The sequence below is a fragment of the Novosphingobium sp. ES2-1 genome, assembly GCF_015169775.1.
Lineage (GTDB): Bacteria > Pseudomonadota > Alphaproteobacteria > Sphingomonadales > Sphingomonadaceae > Novosphingobium > Novosphingobium subterraneum.
Genome location: NZ_CP063445.1, coordinates 1030600 through 1048103, shown reverse-complemented (window position 1 = coordinate 1048103; position 17504 = coordinate 1030600). Strand labels below are relative to the sequence as shown.

Sequence of the window (17504 nt, the reverse complement as noted above, 5' to 3'; positions counted from 1 at the left end):
GACGAGCCAGCGCGGAACGGCGGAAGCAAGACGCGACAAAACAAGCCAGAGCGGACGTAGAGTGGGGGCCGGCAGCAATGCTGGCCCCCATTTGCTGTTTGGGAAACGCTCACAACGTCCGCTCGTCCTGAGCCTGTCGAATGACGCCTCGCGCTGGATGCTTCGACAAGCTCAGCATGAGCGGACTTCTGCGGATGGTTGGCTGTCGCACTTCAGCATTTCGTGAAAAATGCTGCAGTGCTGGATACGATGCCATTGCGGACATCTATCCTGAACCATAAAGTTTGGAAATGAGTCCACCGCTTCCGACTGCTAGCCACGCAAGATTGGCGACGACGATCGAAGATTTGTATCGGGTGTTCTCTGCCGAGACTCCTTCGGCCATTGAAGGCTGTCCTTGTTGTATCAACACTCGCAGTGTCGATGTGCTACTCGCCACGCCGCTGCGGGAACTACGCGGGGATCAACTATGGCGATACATCTCAGGCGCTTATCTGACATTGGGAGGCGACCGAGATTTTCGTTACCTGATGCCTCGCATATTCGAGTTGGCGGCGCTTAGCTCTTCTGAAATTCCGGACACGGAAATCGTGCTCAGCAAGCTCGCTCGCGCGCAGTGGGACAATTGGCTGGAGGATGAGAGAGATGCGGTTCGACGCTTTATCGATGCGTGGTTTGCGGTCGCAAGCGAACAAGATCTTCTTCATGTAAGAGATGGTTGGATCGGCAACCGAACCGAGAGCCTGTTGTGCGGCTTAGCGTACGCACGACTACCGATTGCCCAGTGGCTCAATCGATTGACCGAACCTACCACCGCACCGTTATTAGACGACCTTCTTCAGCGACATCCTCAAAACCTTTCGGCGTTTTGGCGGGACGTTCCAGACGGTTTCGCGCAATTATCAGCGTTTCTTGCGGAACGGCCGGCGTGACGGCGAGAATCCACGCTAATCCCGCCGCTTAAGCGTCTGGATCACTTCACCTCAAGCTGCCCCCGCACCGCGCCCTTCGGGAAATCCGCCGTATGGACGTTGACGTAATAGGCGCCCGGCGCGGCGATGATCTTCTTCAGCAGTTCGGGTTCCATCGCGATGCAATTGTCGCTGTCTTTGCCGGTGACCTCGATCGTGGCAACCGGCTTGCCGTCGCTTCCGGCGTTGCCTTCATGGACGTGGGCCATGGTCGGTTTTTCGGTTTTCTCGACCCACAGGGTGAAGCAGAAATCACCGGTCTCGTCGTCGCCATCGGCCTTGAAGCCGCCAATGCCATCAGGGTCGCCGCCCGCCGTCTCGGCTGCGCCGCCGAGCGTGGCGACAAGCGTTACTGGCTTGGCCATGGCTGGTCCGGTCGCGCCAGTGACAAGAGCAGCCATTCCGGCAATCGCTGCAATATCCGCATGCTTCATCGAGGTCTCTCCTGTTCAGCCCGCTCGCCATCGACTCAGCATGGCTTCAGGGCACCTTCAGGAGACTACACCCTCCCACCGCTTGCGGAAATTCATTGCGCGCAAGCCGTCAGTCCACGCTCCGGTCAGCCACAAGGATACGCTCCGCCTGTGCCGGTAACCCCCGGCGCGAGGTTGCGGTTGTCGCGGATGAGAAATGCCCCCTCCTTGCGCATAACGGGATTGTCGACAAACAGATCACCCATAAGCCCCTGGTGCTGATAGTAGACTTCGACAAACATCACCGCGCTGTTGGCCGACGCGGTGATCTTGGTCGGTCCACTTCCCATTCCGGCCAGCGCCGTACCGTTCAGCCCGTTTCGCGTGCTGTCATTGCCATAAGCGGATTGCCGCGAGAGCTGTCCGTAGCAGCGCTGCCAGCGAATGTACTGCTTGCCCGTCGCTGCGTCGCGTTCAAGGCTCGAGAGAATGATCCTGCCTCGGGTTGCGAATTCAAGCCCTGCCGCCTGCTCCTGCGCGCCACGCATGACCTCGTTGATGTCGGCCTCGCTCACTGTCGGCGTGACCACGCTGTTGTCAGTCTGCCCGATGCGCGAAGCGTTGTCCGCAAGCGAGAGCGCTATCTCGCTGATCTTCATGTCGACAGAGTTCATGTAGGCCACTTCAAGCCCGTAGAGCGCAATCGACAGGATGAACGGCGTGATGATCGCAAATTCGACAACCGAAACGCCTGAGCGATCCCGGGCGAGGCCCTTGGCGCAATGGCCAAATCTGGCGGCAAATGTCTTCAGCATACGCGCGGTGTAGATCCGTAACTGCCGTCCTGCAGAGCGAAAGGCTGGTTGCGTTTCACTGCCGTTGCGGAAATCTCGCGGCGGCTCCAGTCAAGCGGCAGGAGAGGAACGGCAAAAACGGGATCGTATTGCACCCGCACCGTGTAGACGATCACATCGTTAGCGCCGCCATTGCCGGACCGCCCCAGGTCTTCGTCCCACGATCCGTTGCCGTTCTCGTCCGTATACCCCTCGCCCGGTGAGCACGCCCCATCGCCGTTCTTGTCGTCTAGCGGCTCTCCCTTGTTGGTGCGAGCAAAGTCATAATAGCTCTTGCGGGTGGAAGTCACCTGCGCACCGGGCACGATCGGGCGCATGGCGCTGACGACCTTGGCGTCGGCGACGGAAGTGTCGCCAGTCTCCAACGTGGAATCACGTGCTGCCTTCTCGACCGCGCCGTCGAGAACGCCTTTGGCGTAAACCATCTGGCCCAGGTCAAGGCAGCCCACCAGCGCCAGCAGGAACGCCGGGACCACGATTGCAAATTCGATGGTGGTAACGCCGGCGTCCTCGCCGCGCAGGGTACGAAGGTTCTTCATTGGTACACCCGCAATTCGCCCACGTTCTTCGCGATTTCCTGGAAGGCACTGTTCAGCTGTGTAGCGTTGGTGGCCAGAAACGAGCTGTTGCTCGATGCGCAATAGGTCAGATCGGAAGTGAGGCTCGAAGCAAAGGCGATCACCCACACGCGGAACCCCTTGTCCTTGGCGTTGTCGCATAGGGCGCGGAAGCGCAGCGTGTGGCGCGCAGCCTGGTTGCTCGAGCCATCGTCGGTTATCCGGCGATCATGCCATTCTATGCCATAGCTCGACTGGATCGTGGTGCTTGGCTCCATCTGCCCGTCGGTCATGAAGATGATGTGGCGCGAAACCTTGCCACCGTTGGTCGGCGCGATGTTCACGGTGTCGGCCCATGGTCCCTGCGGCGAACTCAACCGCAGCCCCCACAGCATGCCCAGATCGTGGTAGGTCGAACCGGCAGCAGCAAGGGCATCGGCATAGCTGTAGAACGCCGACTGGTTCATGGTGGACAGCAGTTGCGCCTGATGGGGGCAATAGGACGAGGCCTTGCTCCCTTGCGAGGTCTGCACGGCATCGGTGAGATATGTTGTGCCCCATACCGTCGTCGTTCGATAGTAGGCCAGTTCAGGCCACATCGGACCCCACTTGGTTTCAGGATTGCCATCCGGAACTAGATCGACGTCAAGGTCCAGCGCCGTCGAAGGCGACATGCCCGTGACGCTGGAGTAGCTGATGCTGCTCGTGGCATCGCTTTCGCGCTCCTCGATGCAGCCTCCCCAGGTGTAGCTGGCTGCTGTCCCGTTGCTGCCGTTGGGTTTGCTTACCGCCGTGAATGTCTTGTAAACGCTGGTATCGACGTTGCTGACTTGCCGGTAAGCCCAGTTCGAGAATTCCTGCCGGGTGCGCGTCTCGTAGATCGGATCCGAAGTGGCATAATTGCGCGTGATGAAGTTGCGTGTTGTATAATAGTAGAACACGCGCCAGCGGTTGCTGCTCTGTAGCTGGCAGACATATGTGGTCTTGCGCTGAGGTTGGGTGGTTGTGGTGGTGACGACCTGCTGCCCCGCCCCATTCGTCGTCGTGCTGGACGAACTTGTCGCGCTGCCGTTGTTGGCCCAGGCAACATCGGCAGGGCGCGCGTTGTTGCAGGTGGCCTGCGAATTGTAATTGGTCGAACTGTGCTGCGATGTGCTGCCGATCGTCTCGGTGGAGTAGGTCTGCTCGCTGGTATTGACCGCTGCAGACCAGCCGGTGAAGACCTGCTCGGTAATCGTGTTGAATACCGGCTCGCGCGTCTGGATCGGCCACGTGTCGGCCAGATATGCCGGGTTGAGATTGTAGATCAGGCGCCCGACGTTTACCGACGAGCTGTAGGGAACAAACGAATAGCGAATTCGCGCGTTGGAGCCTTGCGTGGCCGTGGCAACCGTATCGTAGAAGTTCTTCATTGCCACGCGCAGCGCCTGAATGCGGGTCTGGCTGGTGCCGGAAAGCGTGTTGCCCATGGAGCCGGTGGTATCGAGCACCATGGTAATGTCGCTGTTGCCCACACCCATCGTGGCGCTGCAGGCCACGCTGACAGGGATCGTGTCCACGCCGAGCAGATTCATTACTGCCGTCTGGACCGTCGTCGCAGCCGTTCCCGAGATCAGATTGCCGCCATTGGTCGACGCCGTGGTAAACGTCGTCCCGGTCGCGCCAAGCTCACCTTCCACGAAGTTGGTATTGAAGTAGGCATTCGCCTGGTTCCGGGCGGCAGCGTCATAGCCATTGGTCGTAACGGCGCGGCGGCCAGCAAGCGTGCCGGCATCACTGGCCGACTGCAACCGGTTGCGCGCCTTGTAGACGCGGTTGATATCAAGCCCGCCGCCGATCAACGCGACGATGACCGGCACGCTGGCAGCGGCGATCGGCAGCACGCTGCCGACATTGCTCGCAAAAAGCCTTTCGATGAACCTTGCCATGCCGTCCCGCTTGCCCCTGCCATTTCTGACATTGGCTAAAACGGCGCTCGACGGTTTCCAGAACCTTACCTTTATCGGGAATTCATAGGAGCTTTAGTCGGATTTAATCCGTAGTTTTATCAATAGAAACAAACAGATATCTTAACCATCTTTTGTGCCTGAAAAGGCCTGCCATCCGTAAGCTCTGATCTCTTCACTATCGGCGCCAGCCAAGGGAGGGAAAGAGACAGATTTACCATTTTCGGAAACCTCGAAGCGTACAGGCGGGGCCTGCTCGAAATAGGCGCCCTCAACCGGGTGCTCGCGTCGGCGGAAGAAGCCTGTCTCCTGAAGATGGGGATCAGTCATCACGTCTGCCAGATCGCGTACGGCTTGCGCAGGGATCTGGGCAGCATGACACCGCGCCAGTATCTCCGCAGTCGGCAAGGCCGGCGTGAAACGCGCTATCGCCTGGTACAATTCCGGCTGCGCCTTGAGCCGAAGCTGCGGCGTCGAGAGATGCTCCTGATCGAGGAAGTCCGGCTGCCCCAGCAGCGTGAAGATGCGTATCCACGCATCGTCGGTATAGGCAACGATGCTGATCCAGCCATCGGCTGTCGGGAAAGGCTGGCGATCGGGATCGACCTGCCGTGGGTATCCTGCGGGTCCATTGGGCGGATCGAATGTCAGGCCACCAAGGTGTTCAAGCAGCATGAAGCTTGAAAACACCTCGAACATCGGCACTTCAACCCGTTGTCCTTCGCCCGTCCGCTGCTTGTGCACGATGGCAGCCATTGCGGCATAGGCGGCATGCAGTCCTGCCACCTTGTCAGCGATCAGCGACGGAAGATAGCGCGGGCGCGGGTTGCCGTCGACGCGAGGCAACAGCGTGGCGGTGCCGGTGGCCGCCTGGATCACGTCATCGTAGGCCTGCAGGTCTGCATAAGGACCATCCTGGCCAAAGCCGACGCAGTGGACATAGATCAAACCGGGATTGATGGCCTTGAGCGCCTCGTAATCCAGCCCGATCCGCGCGAGCGCCTTGCCTCGCACGTTCACCACGAACACGTCTGCATCGCGCAGCAGGTCGAGCATCACGGCCCGGTCGCCCTGGTCCTTCAGGTCGAGCGCAACGGACTTCTTGCCACGGTTGAGCGCCATCCACGCCGGTGCCATGCCCGGCGTGACAGCCGCTCTTGCCGACCAGCGAAACGCATCGCCAATGCCTGGCGCTTCGACCTTGATCACGTCCGCACCCAGATCCGCCATGATCTGCGTGGCGTATGGGCCGAAGACCACGGTTGTCAGGTCGACAACGCGGATGCCCTCGAGGAGAACCGGATTTTCCGCCACCTGCCCTGTCCCTTCAGTCGAACGCAAAGCTGTTTGCCTTTTCACCCGTCGTAATGACCACGGGTCTGCCAAGCGGATCGCGCTCCAGCATCGCTGCAACGGTGGTGGCATCGCGTGTGGTGGCAACGAAGCGTCCGCCAGTGTCGAGTTCACCGATCACGATGGCCTGCTCCGGCACGCCTTTGGCGAAGGTCACCGTATATGTGCCGATGCGGCCGTTCCCTTGCGGCGCAAGCGCCATGGCGGCCTTGGGGACTGCATCGAGTTCAGCTTGCAGTTCCGCACTCAGGCACCCCGGCCATTCACGCGGGCCGGTGGACAGCACCGCTGCGCCGTACTTGGACTGGAAGCCGCCGTTCATGCCTACCAGGCCCTTGGCTCCAGGCTTGCCTCGCAAGATTTCGACCATGCTTGCCAACGCATGCGTGGAGTAGTTGTTGCCGGCTCCGCCGAAGTAGGGAAGACCGCCAGTAACCGTCAAACTACGCGGGTCATCTGCAGCAAGGCCAAGGCCGTCGATCGCGGCATTGAACACCGGGACGGGGAAGCAGGAATAAAAATCGAAAGCGGCGATTGCATCAGCTGTCACGTTCGCCTGCGACAAGGCGGCGGCAATGGCGGCATTTGCAGCGGGATAGGCCCCGATATCCGGCCGCTCCAGCAGTTCCCGCTCGTTGGCCAGGGCAGCCCCGTGAAGATATATCCACCTGGTCTCAGGCACCCCCGCCGCGCGGGCGGCCTTGATTGACATCAGCACGAGCGCTGCCGCCTGATTGACCTGGTCGCGGGAGACGAGCTTAAGCGGATAGGGATCGCAGATCATCCGATTGCGCTCGCCGGGAGTGGCGATTTCCTGCGCGCTCATCGGCTTGACCGCGGCTGCGCTGTAACGGTTTCCTGCCGCAACTTTCGTCAACGGCGCGAACAGTTTCCCCATCTCGTCGGCATAGGCCTTGCGCGATAGGCCAAGACGGGCTCTCCGGGCATTCTCGCACAATGCGTAAGCCGTTACCGGCGCGCGAATGCCATGGGCAATGCTGGCTGCCGAAAGGGTGCCCTCAAAGCCCCTGCCCTTGTCGATCCACTCGACGCCGGTGGCATCGGGATCATCGCTCTCGGCCCAATCCCGCGTCTCGCCCTTGGCCACGAGATGGCGCACGGTCGAGATCGCCTCGCTGCCGAACATCAAGGCTGCCGACACGGCACCTGTCGCGATGCGGTTCCCAAGATCGGCCAGCAAGGCCAGCGGAGACTGTCCTCCCACCTTCTCGAGGATGGCGACTTCCGGCTTGATGCCCAGCCTTCGCGCAACTGCCAGTGGCAGCTTGTCCGCTCGCCCGAACGGGACTTGCATCGCTCCGGATTCCTCGAACGTCCTGATCGAACCGAGGGCCTGCACCTGCGCTGCAACTGCCGCACCTGCCTGCGTGTCGGCAAGAGCCTCCCGGGCGGCCGCAGCGGCCAGATCGGCAAACGACAGGCCGACATATCCAGGATTGTCGACCCGTTCGACGAACTGGCCGACACCGACAATGACCGGGGTATTCTCCGACAGGGGCATGGCATCCTTTCGCTTTTTCCCGCCTAGCTAAAAGCGCCGGACCGCACCGTCCAATCGATTTAATCTTTCGATTTATAGGGTGTTCGAATATATCGAGTTCATGCAGCCCGATGTCGATCTGAAAGCTATCCGGTGCTTCCTGGCTCTTGCGCAGGAATTGAGCTTCGGCCGTGCGGCGAAGCGCATGAACCTGACGCAGCCCAGCCTTTCGGCACAGATCCGCAAGCTCGAGGAACAGATCGGCCAGCGCCTGTTCGACCGGACTACGCGCGCGGTCCAGCTATCGCCCGTTGGCACGGCACTGCTCGACCAGGCCGGTACCTTCGTCGCCCAAGCCGATGCCTTCGCCGCCCAACTTGCCGCTTGGCGGGATCGCCCTGATCGCCGGATCGTCCTCGGCGCGCCAATCTATACGTTCGAACTGCCTCAGCACGGAGCGCTGCTATCGGCGATCGCGCGCGAGCTTCCGAACATATCGCTGCGGGTGGACAACGATTTTGCCTATTCGCTTTGCGAGGGGCTGATCAAGGGCACCGTCGATCTCGCCATGGTGGTTGCCGCCGTCGTGCCTCACGACAAGTATTTGGCCGACATGGCCCGCCAGCAATGCGGCGAACTTGAAATTCCGGATGGTTTGCCTCGCCTGACTCTCAGCCGCGAACCGATCGGCCTGGCCATTCCGCAAGAGCACCCTCTCGCCCGGTTCGACGTCGTGCCGCAGGCAGCTTTGTCCGGATCGGTCATCGCGATGCTCGCCCCGCTGCACGGCAAGAGCCTGTATCAACCGATATCGACGTGGCTTGCGGCTGCCGGGGCAACGGGCTTCCTCCCGCCCGAAGCACACGCCTTTGCGCTGGAACGATATTGCCGCGAATATCGCATTCCGGCGATCTCCATCGCGCAATTTCGCCCGAAGGATCACGGAAACGTCGTTTATCGCCCCGTCGCGGGCCTTTCCATCCTCACCGAACTGGCGGTGCTGCGAAGCAACCGTCAAATGCGCGCGGCAAGCGAGATGCAGCTCTGGAAAATTGCAGAATCCCTTGTGCCTCAGGCATTTGCCGACTGACCATCAGGTGCCTTGCGCGGGCGCGTTTGCGCCATAAGGGCTCGCGCGCCGGTGGACATATGCTGACGCAGGAAGCGGCTTGCCGCGCTGGCGTCGGTATAGCCCAGGCGATGCGAAAGTTCGGTCAGGTTGGGTCGTCGCGCGGTGCGGAAGTATTCGTCGGCAGTATGCTTTCGCACTTGTTCGAGAATCACTGCGAAGCTCGTGCCCCTTTCGGCAAGGCGGCGCTGGAGGCTCTGCGGAGAAAGGCCGGCAAGCCCGGCAACATGCGGCAGGTTTGCCCGCCGCTCCGTCAGGTTGGTGGCGATGAAGTAGCGCACCTGCTGCATGAGATCGCCCGGCCATTGGCTATCGGCCTGGGCCAACTGCTTTTCAAGGTAGCGAACCATGTTGGGATTGGCCCGCTGCGAAGGCCGATGCAGATCCGACTTGCGGAAGACCAGCGCACAGCGATCCGACCCGAACTCGATCGGACAACGAAACACCGCCTGATGATACCGCCAACTCTGCGGCGCGGGATGATCCAGCTCCAGCCTGATCGGCGTCCATTCCTCACCAAGGAGCATCCGCGTGATGCGTAACTGGAGTGTCAGCGTGGCCTGCAGGAATTGCGAGCCGCCAAACCGCGCAGGCACCATGAGAACATGGCGCAAGGCCGCCTCATGCCCGGTAATATCCGTGCTCGAACGCATCGCCGCACTTTCGAGGTGCATGTAGCGTCGCGTTATCCGTGTCGCCTCGTCAAGCGTGGTGCAATGATCCCAAAGCAGGCTGATCGGGCCGAAGCCGCGCACATTGCACCACATGGAGAAGGCCACGCCAAGATCATCGCGGCCGGATGCGATCGCGGCAGCCTGCAGAACGTCTACGTGCGCACTTGCCGGCAGCCATTCCGCCTCGTTCGCCTGTTCCACGTGGGCAAAGACGTCGGGAGGGCAAAGGCTCCTCAGATCAAGCCCAGACACTTCCGCGAAGTGGGCGAACTGGCGCATGGCGCTGGCATGAGCGAGACCGCTTTCCGATTCCATCATGATGCAATCTGACAATACTGTGCCGCGATCCGTCAAGATCAATTAAACGATTAAACGCACAATGCCGCTGCAGTCAGCTTCTGTCCAGTCCGGGACAGCGTCTGGAACACCAATTACAGCCGCCACAAGGCGGCGCAAGGGAGGCAGCCTTGAAAGCATTGTACTTTCGTAACGCAGCACTGGCCGCAATCGCCGCTTCGGTCACGGTGCCGAACCTGGCGCACGCCCAGCAGGCCGAAGAGCAATCTGCCCCCGGCCTTGCCGAGATCATCGTAACGGCACAGCGCAGGACCGAGAATCTTCAGGACGTGCCGATCGCGATAACTGCGGCCAACGCCGAAACACTCGCCCAGGCGCGCGTCGAGAACGTCGCGAACATCCAGGCCATCAGCCCCTCGATCAGCTTCCGCGTCACCAACATCGCAACCTCGAGCGCGAACCTCATCATCCGTGGTCTGGGCACGACCGGAAACAGCCGCTCGTTCGAAGGCTCGGTCGGCGTCTTCATCGATGGGGTCTATCGCACCCGCGCGGCAGCGGCGCTGCAGAACTTCCTCGACATCGACAACCTTCAGGTGCTGCGCGGCCCGCAGGGGACCCTGTTCGGCAAGAACACCACCGCCGGCGCCCTGTTGCTCGCCTCGGCATCACCCTCGCTCAACGACGTCAATGGCGCCGTTGAAGTGACCTACGGAAATTACGACACCCTGATTGCCCGCGGCGCCGTCAATGCTCCACTCTCGGACAAGGTTGCATTCCGCATCGCCGGGCTCGCCTCGTCGGCCGATGGCTTCTTCACCGACAGCACCACCGGCCAGAGCCTCAACGACAACAAGACCCGAGCGGTCAAGGCGCAGCTGCTGTTCGAGCCGAGCGAGAACCTCACCGTCCGCCTGATTGGCGACTACTCGCACAGCCAGGGCAACTGCTGCTACGCCACCTCGGCCTTCATCGACGGTCCCACCCAGCCGATCATCGATCTGCTGACGCTCTACCAGCCAGCCAGCAGCCAGCAGTTCCTTGGCGTGCTTGCCGGCCTGATCCCGGCCTCGTCGATGACGCCGACCGGTCGCAAGCTTCCTGCCCGCGATCCCTCGAAGTTCGAGCAGACCCTGAATGGCAATGGCCAGCAGGAGATCGAGGATTACGGCGGAACCATGCTGATCGACGCACAGGTCGGCGAAGGCACGCTGAAGTCGGTCACGGCAGTGCGCCAGTTCACCGTCGACCAGCGCGATCTCGACCCCGATTTCTCGGGCGCCGACATCTTCCGCTACAATGAAAGCTTCTCCAGCCGCTTCATCTCGCAGGAACTGACCTACAACACGAAGATTCCGGCGCTCAACGCCGAGGCAGTCTTCGGACTGTTCTTCTCGGACGAGAAGCTCAAGATGGGTCGCAGCCTGCCATGGGCCAACCAGGCGCAGTTCTACTGGGATGCGATCTTCGCTAGCCTCGGCGTCGCCCCGGGCACTGCATACGCTGCCCCCGGTACATGGACCACCGAGCGCATGGGCGGCACGGCCAAGTCCTACGCAGGCTTCGTCCACCTCGATTTCGCGGTGAATGACAAGTTCAACGTCATTGCCGGCGTGCGCTACTCGATCGAGAAGAAGCGCGGCTTCTTCAACAACGCCTTCTATCGCCCGATCCCGACGGATGTATTCACCCTGCTCGGTATCGCCCCATCGCCGGCATACGACGCCACGACGACCAACAAGGCGCTCTCGGGCACCCTCGGCGTCCAGTACCGTCCGACTGACGACATCATGCTCTATGCGACGTACAACCGCGGCTTCAAGGCGGGCGGCGTCAACATGGACGTCAATGCGGCAGGCACGCTGATCAACAACGCCGCTGTCTACAATGCCCTGCCTGCCGCAATCCGCATCGGCTTCTTCGGCAATGCGCCAGCACAGGCACCGCTGAACCCGCGCTACAAGCCGGAGAAGGTCAACGCCTTCGAAGTTGGCGGCAAGTTCCAGTACCTCGATGGACGGGCCCGCACCAACATCGCGTTCTTCTACTATGACCTGTCCGACCTCCAGATTGCGCAGTTCATCGGGCTGCGCTTCACAGTGCTCAATGCCAAGTCGGCGAAGGACTACGGTCTCGAGATCGAGAACCTGTTCCAGATCACCAACAGCCTGACGCTCGGCCTCGATGGTACGTGGATCCCGCATGCCCAGTACGGGAAGGATAGCAACATCGACCCGGTCCTGTCGGACTCGCGTTTCCGCTTCAGCCCGAAGTTCTCTGGCAACGCCACGCTGAACCTCGATCAGCCGATCAACGACAACCTCAGTGTGCTGGCTCGCGTGCAGGCACAGTATCAGAGCCGCCAGCTGATCAGCACCGCGACTACGGCTGAACAGGGACCGGTCACCCTGGTCAACGCCAACCTCGGGTTCAAGCTGCCGAAGACCGGCCTGCTGATCGAAGGCTGGGTGCAGAACCTGTTCGACAAGACCTGGTTCACCCAGTCATTCCCCACCCCGCTCCAGACCGGCGATCAGAACGCCTATCCCGGAGCGCCTCGCACCTACGGCATCCGCGTCCGCGCCTCGTTCTGACGTTGCAGGAATGGATGCAAAGACCCTCGCTTTCGGAAGACAGCGAGGGTCTTTTGCGTGGCCACCGGACCGTTAAGCTGATTGCACAGAGTCGCCTGCAGCGGCCGAAAGGGAGAGCGATGATCGACGATACAGACTTCACCGGCAGGCATGTCCTTGTCGTTGGCGGCTCCAGCGGCATTGGCAACGGCATCGCACAAGCCTTTCGTGCACGCGGCGCCGCAGTCCACGTCTGGGGAACCCGGCATGGCGCAGAAGACTATGATCCTGCCGATGGGTCTGATCTCTCCGGTCTCGGTTACACCTGCGTCGATGTCGGCAATCCCGATGCCATCGCGGCGGCCCCTTTTCCTTACTCCAGCCTCGACGTACTCGTCCTCTGCCAGGGCACGGTGGTCTACAAGCGCGGCGAGTTTGCGCGGGAGGGCTGGGACAAGGTCATGGCCGTCAATCTCGACAGCGTAATGCACTGTTCGATGAAGTTCCGCGCGCGGCTTGGCGAAAGCAACGGCTCGATCATCGTCGTCAGCTCGATCTCGGGTCTCAAGGCCAATATCGGCAACCCGGCCTATGCCGCGTCCAAGGCCGGCGCGATCAGCCTGACCAAGACACTGGGGCAGGCGCTCGCTGCCGAGGGCATCCGCGTCAATGGCCTCGCCCCCGGTCTGGTCGATACAAAGCTGACCAAGGTCACCACCGCCCACCCGCAGCGCCTCGAAGGGGCCCTTGCCAGCATTCCGCAGCGCCGGATGGGCACTCCTGCCGACATGGCAGGTGCCGCAATCTTCCTCGCCTCCCCGCTTGCCTCTTACGTCACCGGCCACACCCTCGTGGTCGACGGCGGCCTCTCGCTCTGAAAGATTGCCGGATGCACTTCGAACATACCGACAAGGTCAAGGATCTTCTTGCCCGCCTCGAAGCCTTCATGGACGAACACGTCTATCCGGCCGAGCAGGACTATTACGACTTCGTCCATGACCAGCAGAATCTCTGGGCCGAATGGCCGGGGATGGAACCGCTCAAGGAAAAGGCCCGCGCGGCCGGCCTGTGGAACCTGTTCCTTCCTCACGAATATGGTGCGTGGTCGCCCGGCCTCACCAACCTTGAATATGCGCCTCTGGCCGAAGTCATGGGCCGCGTGCCGTGGTCCAGCCAGGTGTTCAACTGCTCGGCGCCCGATACCGGTAACATGGAAGTCCTCGCCAAGTTCGGCAGTCCCGAACAGCAGGAGCGCTGGCTGCGCCCGCTCCTCGAAGGCACGATCCGTTCCGCCTATGTGATGACCGAACCGCAGGTGGCCTCGTCGGACGCTACCAACCTTGAACTCTCGATCATTCCCGATGGCGATGACTACGTGATCAACGGGCGCAAGTGGTGGATTTCCAATGCCATGCACCCCCGCTGCGAACTCATGATCGTCATGGGCAAGACCTTCTTCGACGGACCGCGCCACAGCCAGCACTCGCAGATCCTCGTTCCGCGCAATACGCCGGGAGTCACCGTGGTCCGCCACCTCAAGGTCTTCGGCTCGCACAATTCACCGGGCGGCGAGGTCGAGCTGCGCTTTGACAACGTCCGCGTGCCCCGCGCAAACATGGTCCTCGGCGAAGGACGCGGCTTCGAGATCGCCCAAGGTCGCCTCGGGCCGGGCCGCATCCATCACTGCATGCGCTCGATCGGCCAGGCTCAGCGCGCGCTCGAATGGATGGCCCGCCGCGCCGACAGCCGTGTGGCCTTCGGCAGGAAGCTGGCCGACCAGTCGAGCGTGCGGCAGGACGTCGCCCGCTCGTTCTGCCAAGTGGAGATGGCGCGGCTGCTCACGCTCAAGGCTGCCGACGCGATGGATCGCAAGGGCAACAAGGAAGCGCGAGACCTGATCGCCGCGATCAAGGTCGTCGCTCCCTCGATGGCGCAGCAGGTCGCTGACCGCGCGATCCAGGTCCACGGCGGCATGGGCGTCAGCGAGGACGGCCCGTTGGCCTATTTCTTCACGCTCAATCGCTACGTTCGCCTCACCGACGGGCCGGAGGAAGTCCACATGAGCCAGCTGGGTAAGCTCAAGATCGCCGAATACGTCGCCTCGAACGCCCGCTGAAGGACCCGCTGTCATGAAAGCCCTTCGCTACTACGGTGCCCGCGACATCCGCCATGAAAGCATGGACGATCCGCTGCCGCAGTCTGACCGGGACGCAATCGTCAAGGTCGATGCCTGCTCGATCTGTGGCTCCGACCTCCACATCTACCACGGCCACGGCTTCTCCGAAGACGTCGGCTTCTGTGTCGGCCACGAAGCCGTGGGTGAAGTGGTCGAGGTGGGCCGCGGCGTCCATCGCCTGAAGGTCGGCCAGAAGGTGATGATTCCGGCAGCGGTCGGCTGCGGCGCCTGCCGCTCATGCCTCGCAGGCGTCGTCAACACTTGCGAGAACAACGGATCGGGCTGCTACGGCCTTTCGGCAAAACTCCAGGGCTCACAGGCCGAAGCGGTGCGCGTGCCTGCCGCCGATGCCAATGCCGTTGCGATCCCGGACGGGATCAGCACCGATCAGGCACTGATGATGACCGATGCCCTCGCCACCGCATGGTTCGGGGCGCGGCAGGCTGACATCCACCCCGGCTCGTCAGTGGGCGTGATCGGCCTCGGCCCGATTGGCCTGATGGTGGTGGAAAGCGCCTTCGTCATGGGTGCGCATGTCGTCTACGCGATCGATCCGGTGCCCGAGCGCCGCGCAATTGCCGAAAGCCTCGGCGCAATTGTCCTGCACCCGGACGAGGCCGCTGCGCGGATAAAGGAGGACACGCACGGCAAGCGGCTGGACTGCGTTGTCGAAGTCGTGGGCGCCGATGCCACGGTGGACATGGCGCTGCGCCTGGTGCGCGTGCGCGGCACTGTCTCGGTGATCGGCGTCCAGCAGTCGCGACGCTTCCCCTTCCCGCTTGAACGCGCTTTTGCTGGCGGTCTTACCTTCCGCGTCGGCACCTGCTCCGTGCCCGAGGAACTGCCGGCGCTGTTCCCGCTGGTCGCCTCGGGCCGCCTCAAGCCAGAACGCTACATCAGCCACCGCTTGCCGCTGTCGCAGGGCGCCGAAGCCTACCGCCTGTTCGAAGCGCGCGAGGCAGGTGCGCTCAAGATGGTGCTGACGCCGGATTAGGGTCAGGACCCTAGCCGTTGCGTCGTGCCGCGAACCAGGGCCCGATCCGGCGCATCGCCTCTTCCACCAGAGGCGTCGAAACCGCGAAGCTGAAGCGGATGAAGCGTTTGCCGTTGACCGGATCGAAGTCGATCCCCGGCGCGGTCGCAACGCCCGTATCGCGCAACAGCTCCTCGCACAGCGCCAGGCTGTTGTCGGTGAACTCGCTGGCATCGGCATAGATGTAGAACGCGCCATCGGGCGGGGCGATGCGCCCAAGCCCCATGAGAGGCAGTGCCTCCAGCAGGATCGCGCGGTTCCGCGCATATGTCGCGACATGCCCGTCAAGCTCGTCGCGACACTCGAAGGCCATGAGACCGGCCTTCTGCGCCAGCACCGGCGGCGTCAGGAACAGGCTGCCCATTCGCGCCCGCGCCGCGTCGATGAGCGAGGCCGGCACGACCAGCCAGCCGAGCCGCCACCCGGCCATGCTGAAGTATTTCGAGAACGAATTGACGATCACTGCGTCGGGCAGATGCTCGAGCATCGACGCCGCCTTCGCGCCGTAGCTCAGCCCGTGGTAGATTTCGTCGGAGATGACCTTGATACCCTTCCGGCGACAGACCTCTGCGATCGCGGCCAGTTCTGCCGGCTCTATGATCGTCCCCGTCGGATTGGCCGGGCTCGCCACGATCAGCCCATCGGGCACCGGATCAAGCGCTTCGACAGCGGCAGCGGTGACCTGAAACCGCTCTGCCGGGCCGCAATCCATCTCGACCGGCTCGAGGTACATGGCTTTCAACGAATTGCGGTAGGCAACATAGCCCGGCCGGGCCAGAGCAATGCGCGCACCCGGCCGGAACAGGCACGACAACGCCATGACGAAAGCCGGCGAAGCACCGCACGTCAGGATCACCTGCTCGCGCTCCACCGTCACGCCATAGTTCTCGGCATAGCTCAGGGCGATGCGGTCCTTCAGGGCCACGCTTTCCCAATAGCCCATCGCCTCGCTGTCCAGCACCGCGTGCGCCAGCGCAATCGCCTTGGCCGGAGCGCCGGTCGACGGCTGGCCGAACTCCATGTGGATGACACTGGCGCCCGCTGCCTCCATATCGTGCGCGATGCGGGAAACGGCGATGGCGTGAAACGGTTCGACTTCGGCGATCATGGCAGCGTGCTAGTTGCCGCCGAAACAAGTTGCAACCCTGCCGGCCGCGCCGATAACCTGCCGCCGATGCAGCGCCTCAAACTGAAGATCCAGCTCTACTGCGGCAACGAGATCGCGATGGGTCCCGGCAAGGCCGACCTGCTTGATGCGATTGACCGCGAAGGCTCCATTTCCGGCGCCGCGCGCGCCATGGACATGAGCTACCGCCGCGCGTGGCTGCTGGTCGATGCCATGAATCGCTGCTGGCGCGAACCTCTGGTCCAAACCTCTCCCGGCAGCGCAAAAGGCGGCGGAGCCAGGCTGACTGCATTGGGCATTGCCGTTCTGCACCACTACCGGGCGCTGCAAGAACGCCTGCAAGGAAGCTCCGAATGCGCAGCTTATCTGGCCCTCGCAGAGGCGCTCCTGGCGGAACCGAAGGCAAGCCGCAAAGGTGACAGGACTTGAAATCGCACACGAATTGCCGCTGCGCAGAGCTCGGCAACCTGGCAGTCATTGGCATGGGCTCTGAGCCAGACGAGGAAGTGCTAGGTTCGCTTGATCTTGTTAGCGAACACGGAGGCCTGCAATGGTGGCTCTACATGTCCCGGTGCAACCAATGCCAACAGTTCTGGATGATCGCGCAAGAAGAAAGGGTTCATGACAATTTCTGCCTGAAGCGCATTGATGCCGAGGATGCAGCACGGATCGTCACGGATGCTATCTGGCCTGAAGACTTTCTTGAGTTTGGCGCGGTGCTACGACTGGAACGTGAATGCGGACAGGTTGCACACTTCCTGGATCCGAACTGCCACGCATTGGTGGCCACCGCTCACGAGCTGAAACGTGAACGACCGGACATCACATCGGACGAAATTGGCTACTTGCTCGCCATAAGGCCATCACATGCCGCCAGATTGCTGGCCCAGAAGCCTTGATA

16 protein-coding genes are annotated in these 17504 nt (G+C 62.0%); 8 read left to right on the top strand and 8 right to left on the bottom strand.

The genetic code is table 11. The features are described 5' to 3' along the window. Window positions 1-326 precede the first annotated feature (326 nt). Window positions 327-932: a hypothetical protein gene (locus IM701_RS05105; RefSeq protein ID WP_156451982.1), complete on the top strand. Its 606-nt coding sequence runs from the start codon at window positions 327-329 to the stop codon at window positions 930-932. A 41-nt stretch (window positions 933-973) separates the two neighbouring features. On the opposite strand, the gene IM701_RS05100 is transcribed toward IM701_RS05105, so the two are convergent. The 6 genes from IM701_RS05100 to IM701_RS05075 form a co-directional block, all read right to left on the bottom strand. Beyond that, window positions 974-1405: a CHRD domain-containing protein gene (locus IM701_RS05100; protein WP_193827985.1), complete on the bottom strand. Its 432-nt coding sequence runs from the start codon at window positions 1403-1405 to the stop codon at window positions 974-976. Window positions 1406-1530: 125 nt separating this feature from the next. Continuing rightward, window positions 1531-2199 carry a TadE/TadG family type IV pilus assembly protein gene (locus tag IM701_RS05095; RefSeq protein ID WP_193827984.1) on the bottom strand — a complete coding sequence of 223 codons (669 nt, stop codon included), beginning with the start codon at window positions 2197-2199 and terminating at the stop codon, window positions 1531-1533. Then, entirely contained in the window at window positions 2193-2777 is a 585-nt protein-coding gene (locus tag IM701_RS05090) for a TadE/TadG family type IV pilus assembly protein (RefSeq protein ID WP_193827983.1), read from the bottom strand. Before IM701_RS05090 ends, IM701_RS05095 begins: the two co-directional genes overlap by 7 nt. Next, window positions 2774-4723, bottom strand: a complete 1950-nt coding sequence (locus IM701_RS05085; RefSeq protein ID WP_193827982.1) for a TadE/TadG family type IV pilus assembly protein — start codon at window positions 4721-4723, stop codon at window positions 2774-2776. Before IM701_RS05085 ends, IM701_RS05090 begins: the two co-directional genes overlap by 4 nt. 141 nt (window positions 4724-4864) lie before the next feature. Continuing rightward, on the bottom strand, window positions 4865-6082 hold the full coding sequence (locus tag IM701_RS05080) for a CaiB/BaiF CoA-transferase family protein (protein WP_230487806.1): 1218 nt from the start codon (window positions 6080-6082) through the stop codon (window positions 4865-4867). Further along, window positions 6069-7616 carry an acetyl-CoA acetyltransferase gene (locus tag IM701_RS05075; protein ID WP_193827981.1) on the bottom strand — a complete coding sequence of 516 codons (1548 nt, stop codon included), beginning with the start codon at window positions 7614-7616 and terminating at the stop codon, window positions 6069-6071. The genes IM701_RS05080 and IM701_RS05075 overlap by 14 nt, the downstream gene beginning before the upstream one ends. A gap of 79 nt (window positions 7617-7695) precedes the next feature. Between IM701_RS05075 and IM701_RS05070 the strand changes: the two genes are divergently transcribed. Next, window positions 7696-8685, top strand: coding sequence for a LysR family transcriptional regulator (locus tag IM701_RS05070; RefSeq protein WP_193827980.1), 990 nt, complete (start codon window positions 7696-7698; stop codon window positions 8683-8685). Here IM701_RS05070 and IM701_RS05065 read toward each other — a convergent pair. Then, the gene (locus IM701_RS05065) at window positions 8667-9716 is read right to left on the bottom strand and encodes an AraC family transcriptional regulator ligand-binding domain-containing protein (RefSeq protein WP_052242470.1); all 1050 of its coding nucleotides are present in this window, start codon (window positions 9714-9716) and stop codon (window positions 8667-8669) included. The genes IM701_RS05070 and IM701_RS05065 overlap by 19 nt on opposite strands. Window positions 9717-9865: 149 nt before the next feature. Between IM701_RS05065 and IM701_RS05060 the strand changes: the two genes are divergently transcribed. From IM701_RS05060 to IM701_RS05045, 4 genes are all read left to right on the top strand, one after another. Continuing rightward, the gene (locus tag IM701_RS05060) at window positions 9866-12289 is read left to right on the top strand and encodes a TonB-dependent receptor (RefSeq protein WP_230487805.1); all 2424 of its coding nucleotides are present in this window, start codon (window positions 9866-9868) and stop codon (window positions 12287-12289) included. A gap of 119 nt (window positions 12290-12408) precedes the next feature. After that, a complete protein-coding gene (locus IM701_RS05055; protein WP_193827979.1) occupies window positions 12409-13146 on the top strand; it encodes an SDR family NAD(P)-dependent oxidoreductase in 738 nt (245 codons plus the stop codon). Between the two features lie 11 nt (window positions 13147-13157). Beyond that, a complete protein-coding gene (locus IM701_RS05050; RefSeq protein ID WP_193827978.1) occupies window positions 13158-14384 on the top strand; it encodes an acyl-CoA dehydrogenase family protein in 1227 nt (408 codons plus the stop codon). A gap of 13 nt (window positions 14385-14397) precedes the next feature. Further along, entirely contained in the window at window positions 14398-15438 is a 1041-nt protein-coding gene (locus IM701_RS05045) for an alcohol dehydrogenase family protein (RefSeq protein WP_193827977.1), read from the top strand. A 10-nt stretch (window positions 15439-15448) separates the two neighbouring features. Here IM701_RS05045 and IM701_RS05040 read toward each other — a convergent pair whose 3' ends face one another. Then, window positions 15449-16585, bottom strand: a complete 1137-nt coding sequence (locus tag IM701_RS05040; protein ID WP_193827976.1) for an aminotransferase class I/II-fold pyridoxal phosphate-dependent enzyme — start codon at window positions 16583-16585, stop codon at window positions 15449-15451. A gap of 66 nt (window positions 16586-16651) precedes the next feature. Between IM701_RS05040 and IM701_RS05035 the strand changes: the two genes are divergently transcribed. Further along, window positions 16652-17032, top strand: coding sequence for a winged helix-turn-helix domain-containing protein (locus IM701_RS05035; RefSeq protein ID WP_062343667.1), 381 nt, complete (start codon window positions 16652-16654; stop codon window positions 17030-17032). Beyond that, on the top strand, window positions 17029-17502 hold the full coding sequence (locus IM701_RS05030) for a hypothetical protein (protein WP_156135792.1): 474 nt from the start codon (window positions 17029-17031) through the stop codon (window positions 17500-17502). Before IM701_RS05035 ends, IM701_RS05030 begins: the two co-directional genes overlap by 4 nt. The last annotated feature ends 2 nt before the right edge of the window (window positions 17503-17504 follow it).

Bases quoted from the DNA above. Each gene is read 5' to 3' on its own strand.
- IM701_RS05055 (WP_193827979.1), top strand. From the start codon at position 12,409: ATGATCGACGATACAGACTTCACCGGCAGGCATGTCCTTGTCGTTGGC.
- IM701_RS05045 (WP_193827977.1), top strand. From the start codon at position 14,398: ATGAAAGCCCTTCGCTACTACGGTGCCCGCGACATCCGCCATGAAAGC.
- IM701_RS05095 (WP_193827984.1), bottom strand. From the start codon at position 2,199: ATGCTGAAGACATTTGCCGCCAGATTTGGCCATTGCGCCAAGGGCCTC.
- IM701_RS05040 (WP_193827976.1), bottom strand. From the start codon at position 16,585: ATGATCGCCGAAGTCGAACCGTTTCACGCCATCGCCGTTTCCCGCATC.
- IM701_RS05065 (WP_052242470.1), bottom strand. From the start codon at position 9,716: ATGATGGAATCGGAAAGCGGTCTCGCTCATGCCAGCGCCATGCGCCAG.
- IM701_RS05050 (WP_193827978.1), top strand. From the start codon at position 13,158: ATGCACTTCGAACATACCGACAAGGTCAAGGATCTTCTTGCCCGCCTC.
- IM701_RS05090 (WP_193827983.1), bottom strand. From the start codon at position 2,777: ATGAAGAACCTTCGTACCCTGCGCGGCGAGGACGCCGGCGTTACCACC.
- IM701_RS05100 (WP_193827985.1), bottom strand. From the start codon at position 1,405: ATGAAGCATGCGGATATTGCAGCGATTGCCGGAATGGCTGCTCTTGTC.
- IM701_RS05035 (WP_062343667.1), top strand. From the start codon at position 16,652: ATGCAGCGCCTCAAACTGAAGATCCAGCTCTACTGCGGCAACGAGATC.
- IM701_RS05085 (WP_193827982.1), bottom strand. From the start codon at position 4,723: ATGGCAAGGTTCATCGAAAGGCTTTTTGCGAGCAATGTCGGCAGCGTG.
- IM701_RS05075 (WP_193827981.1), bottom strand. From the start codon at position 7,616: ATGCCCCTGTCGGAGAATACCCCGGTCATTGTCGGTGTCGGCCAGTTC.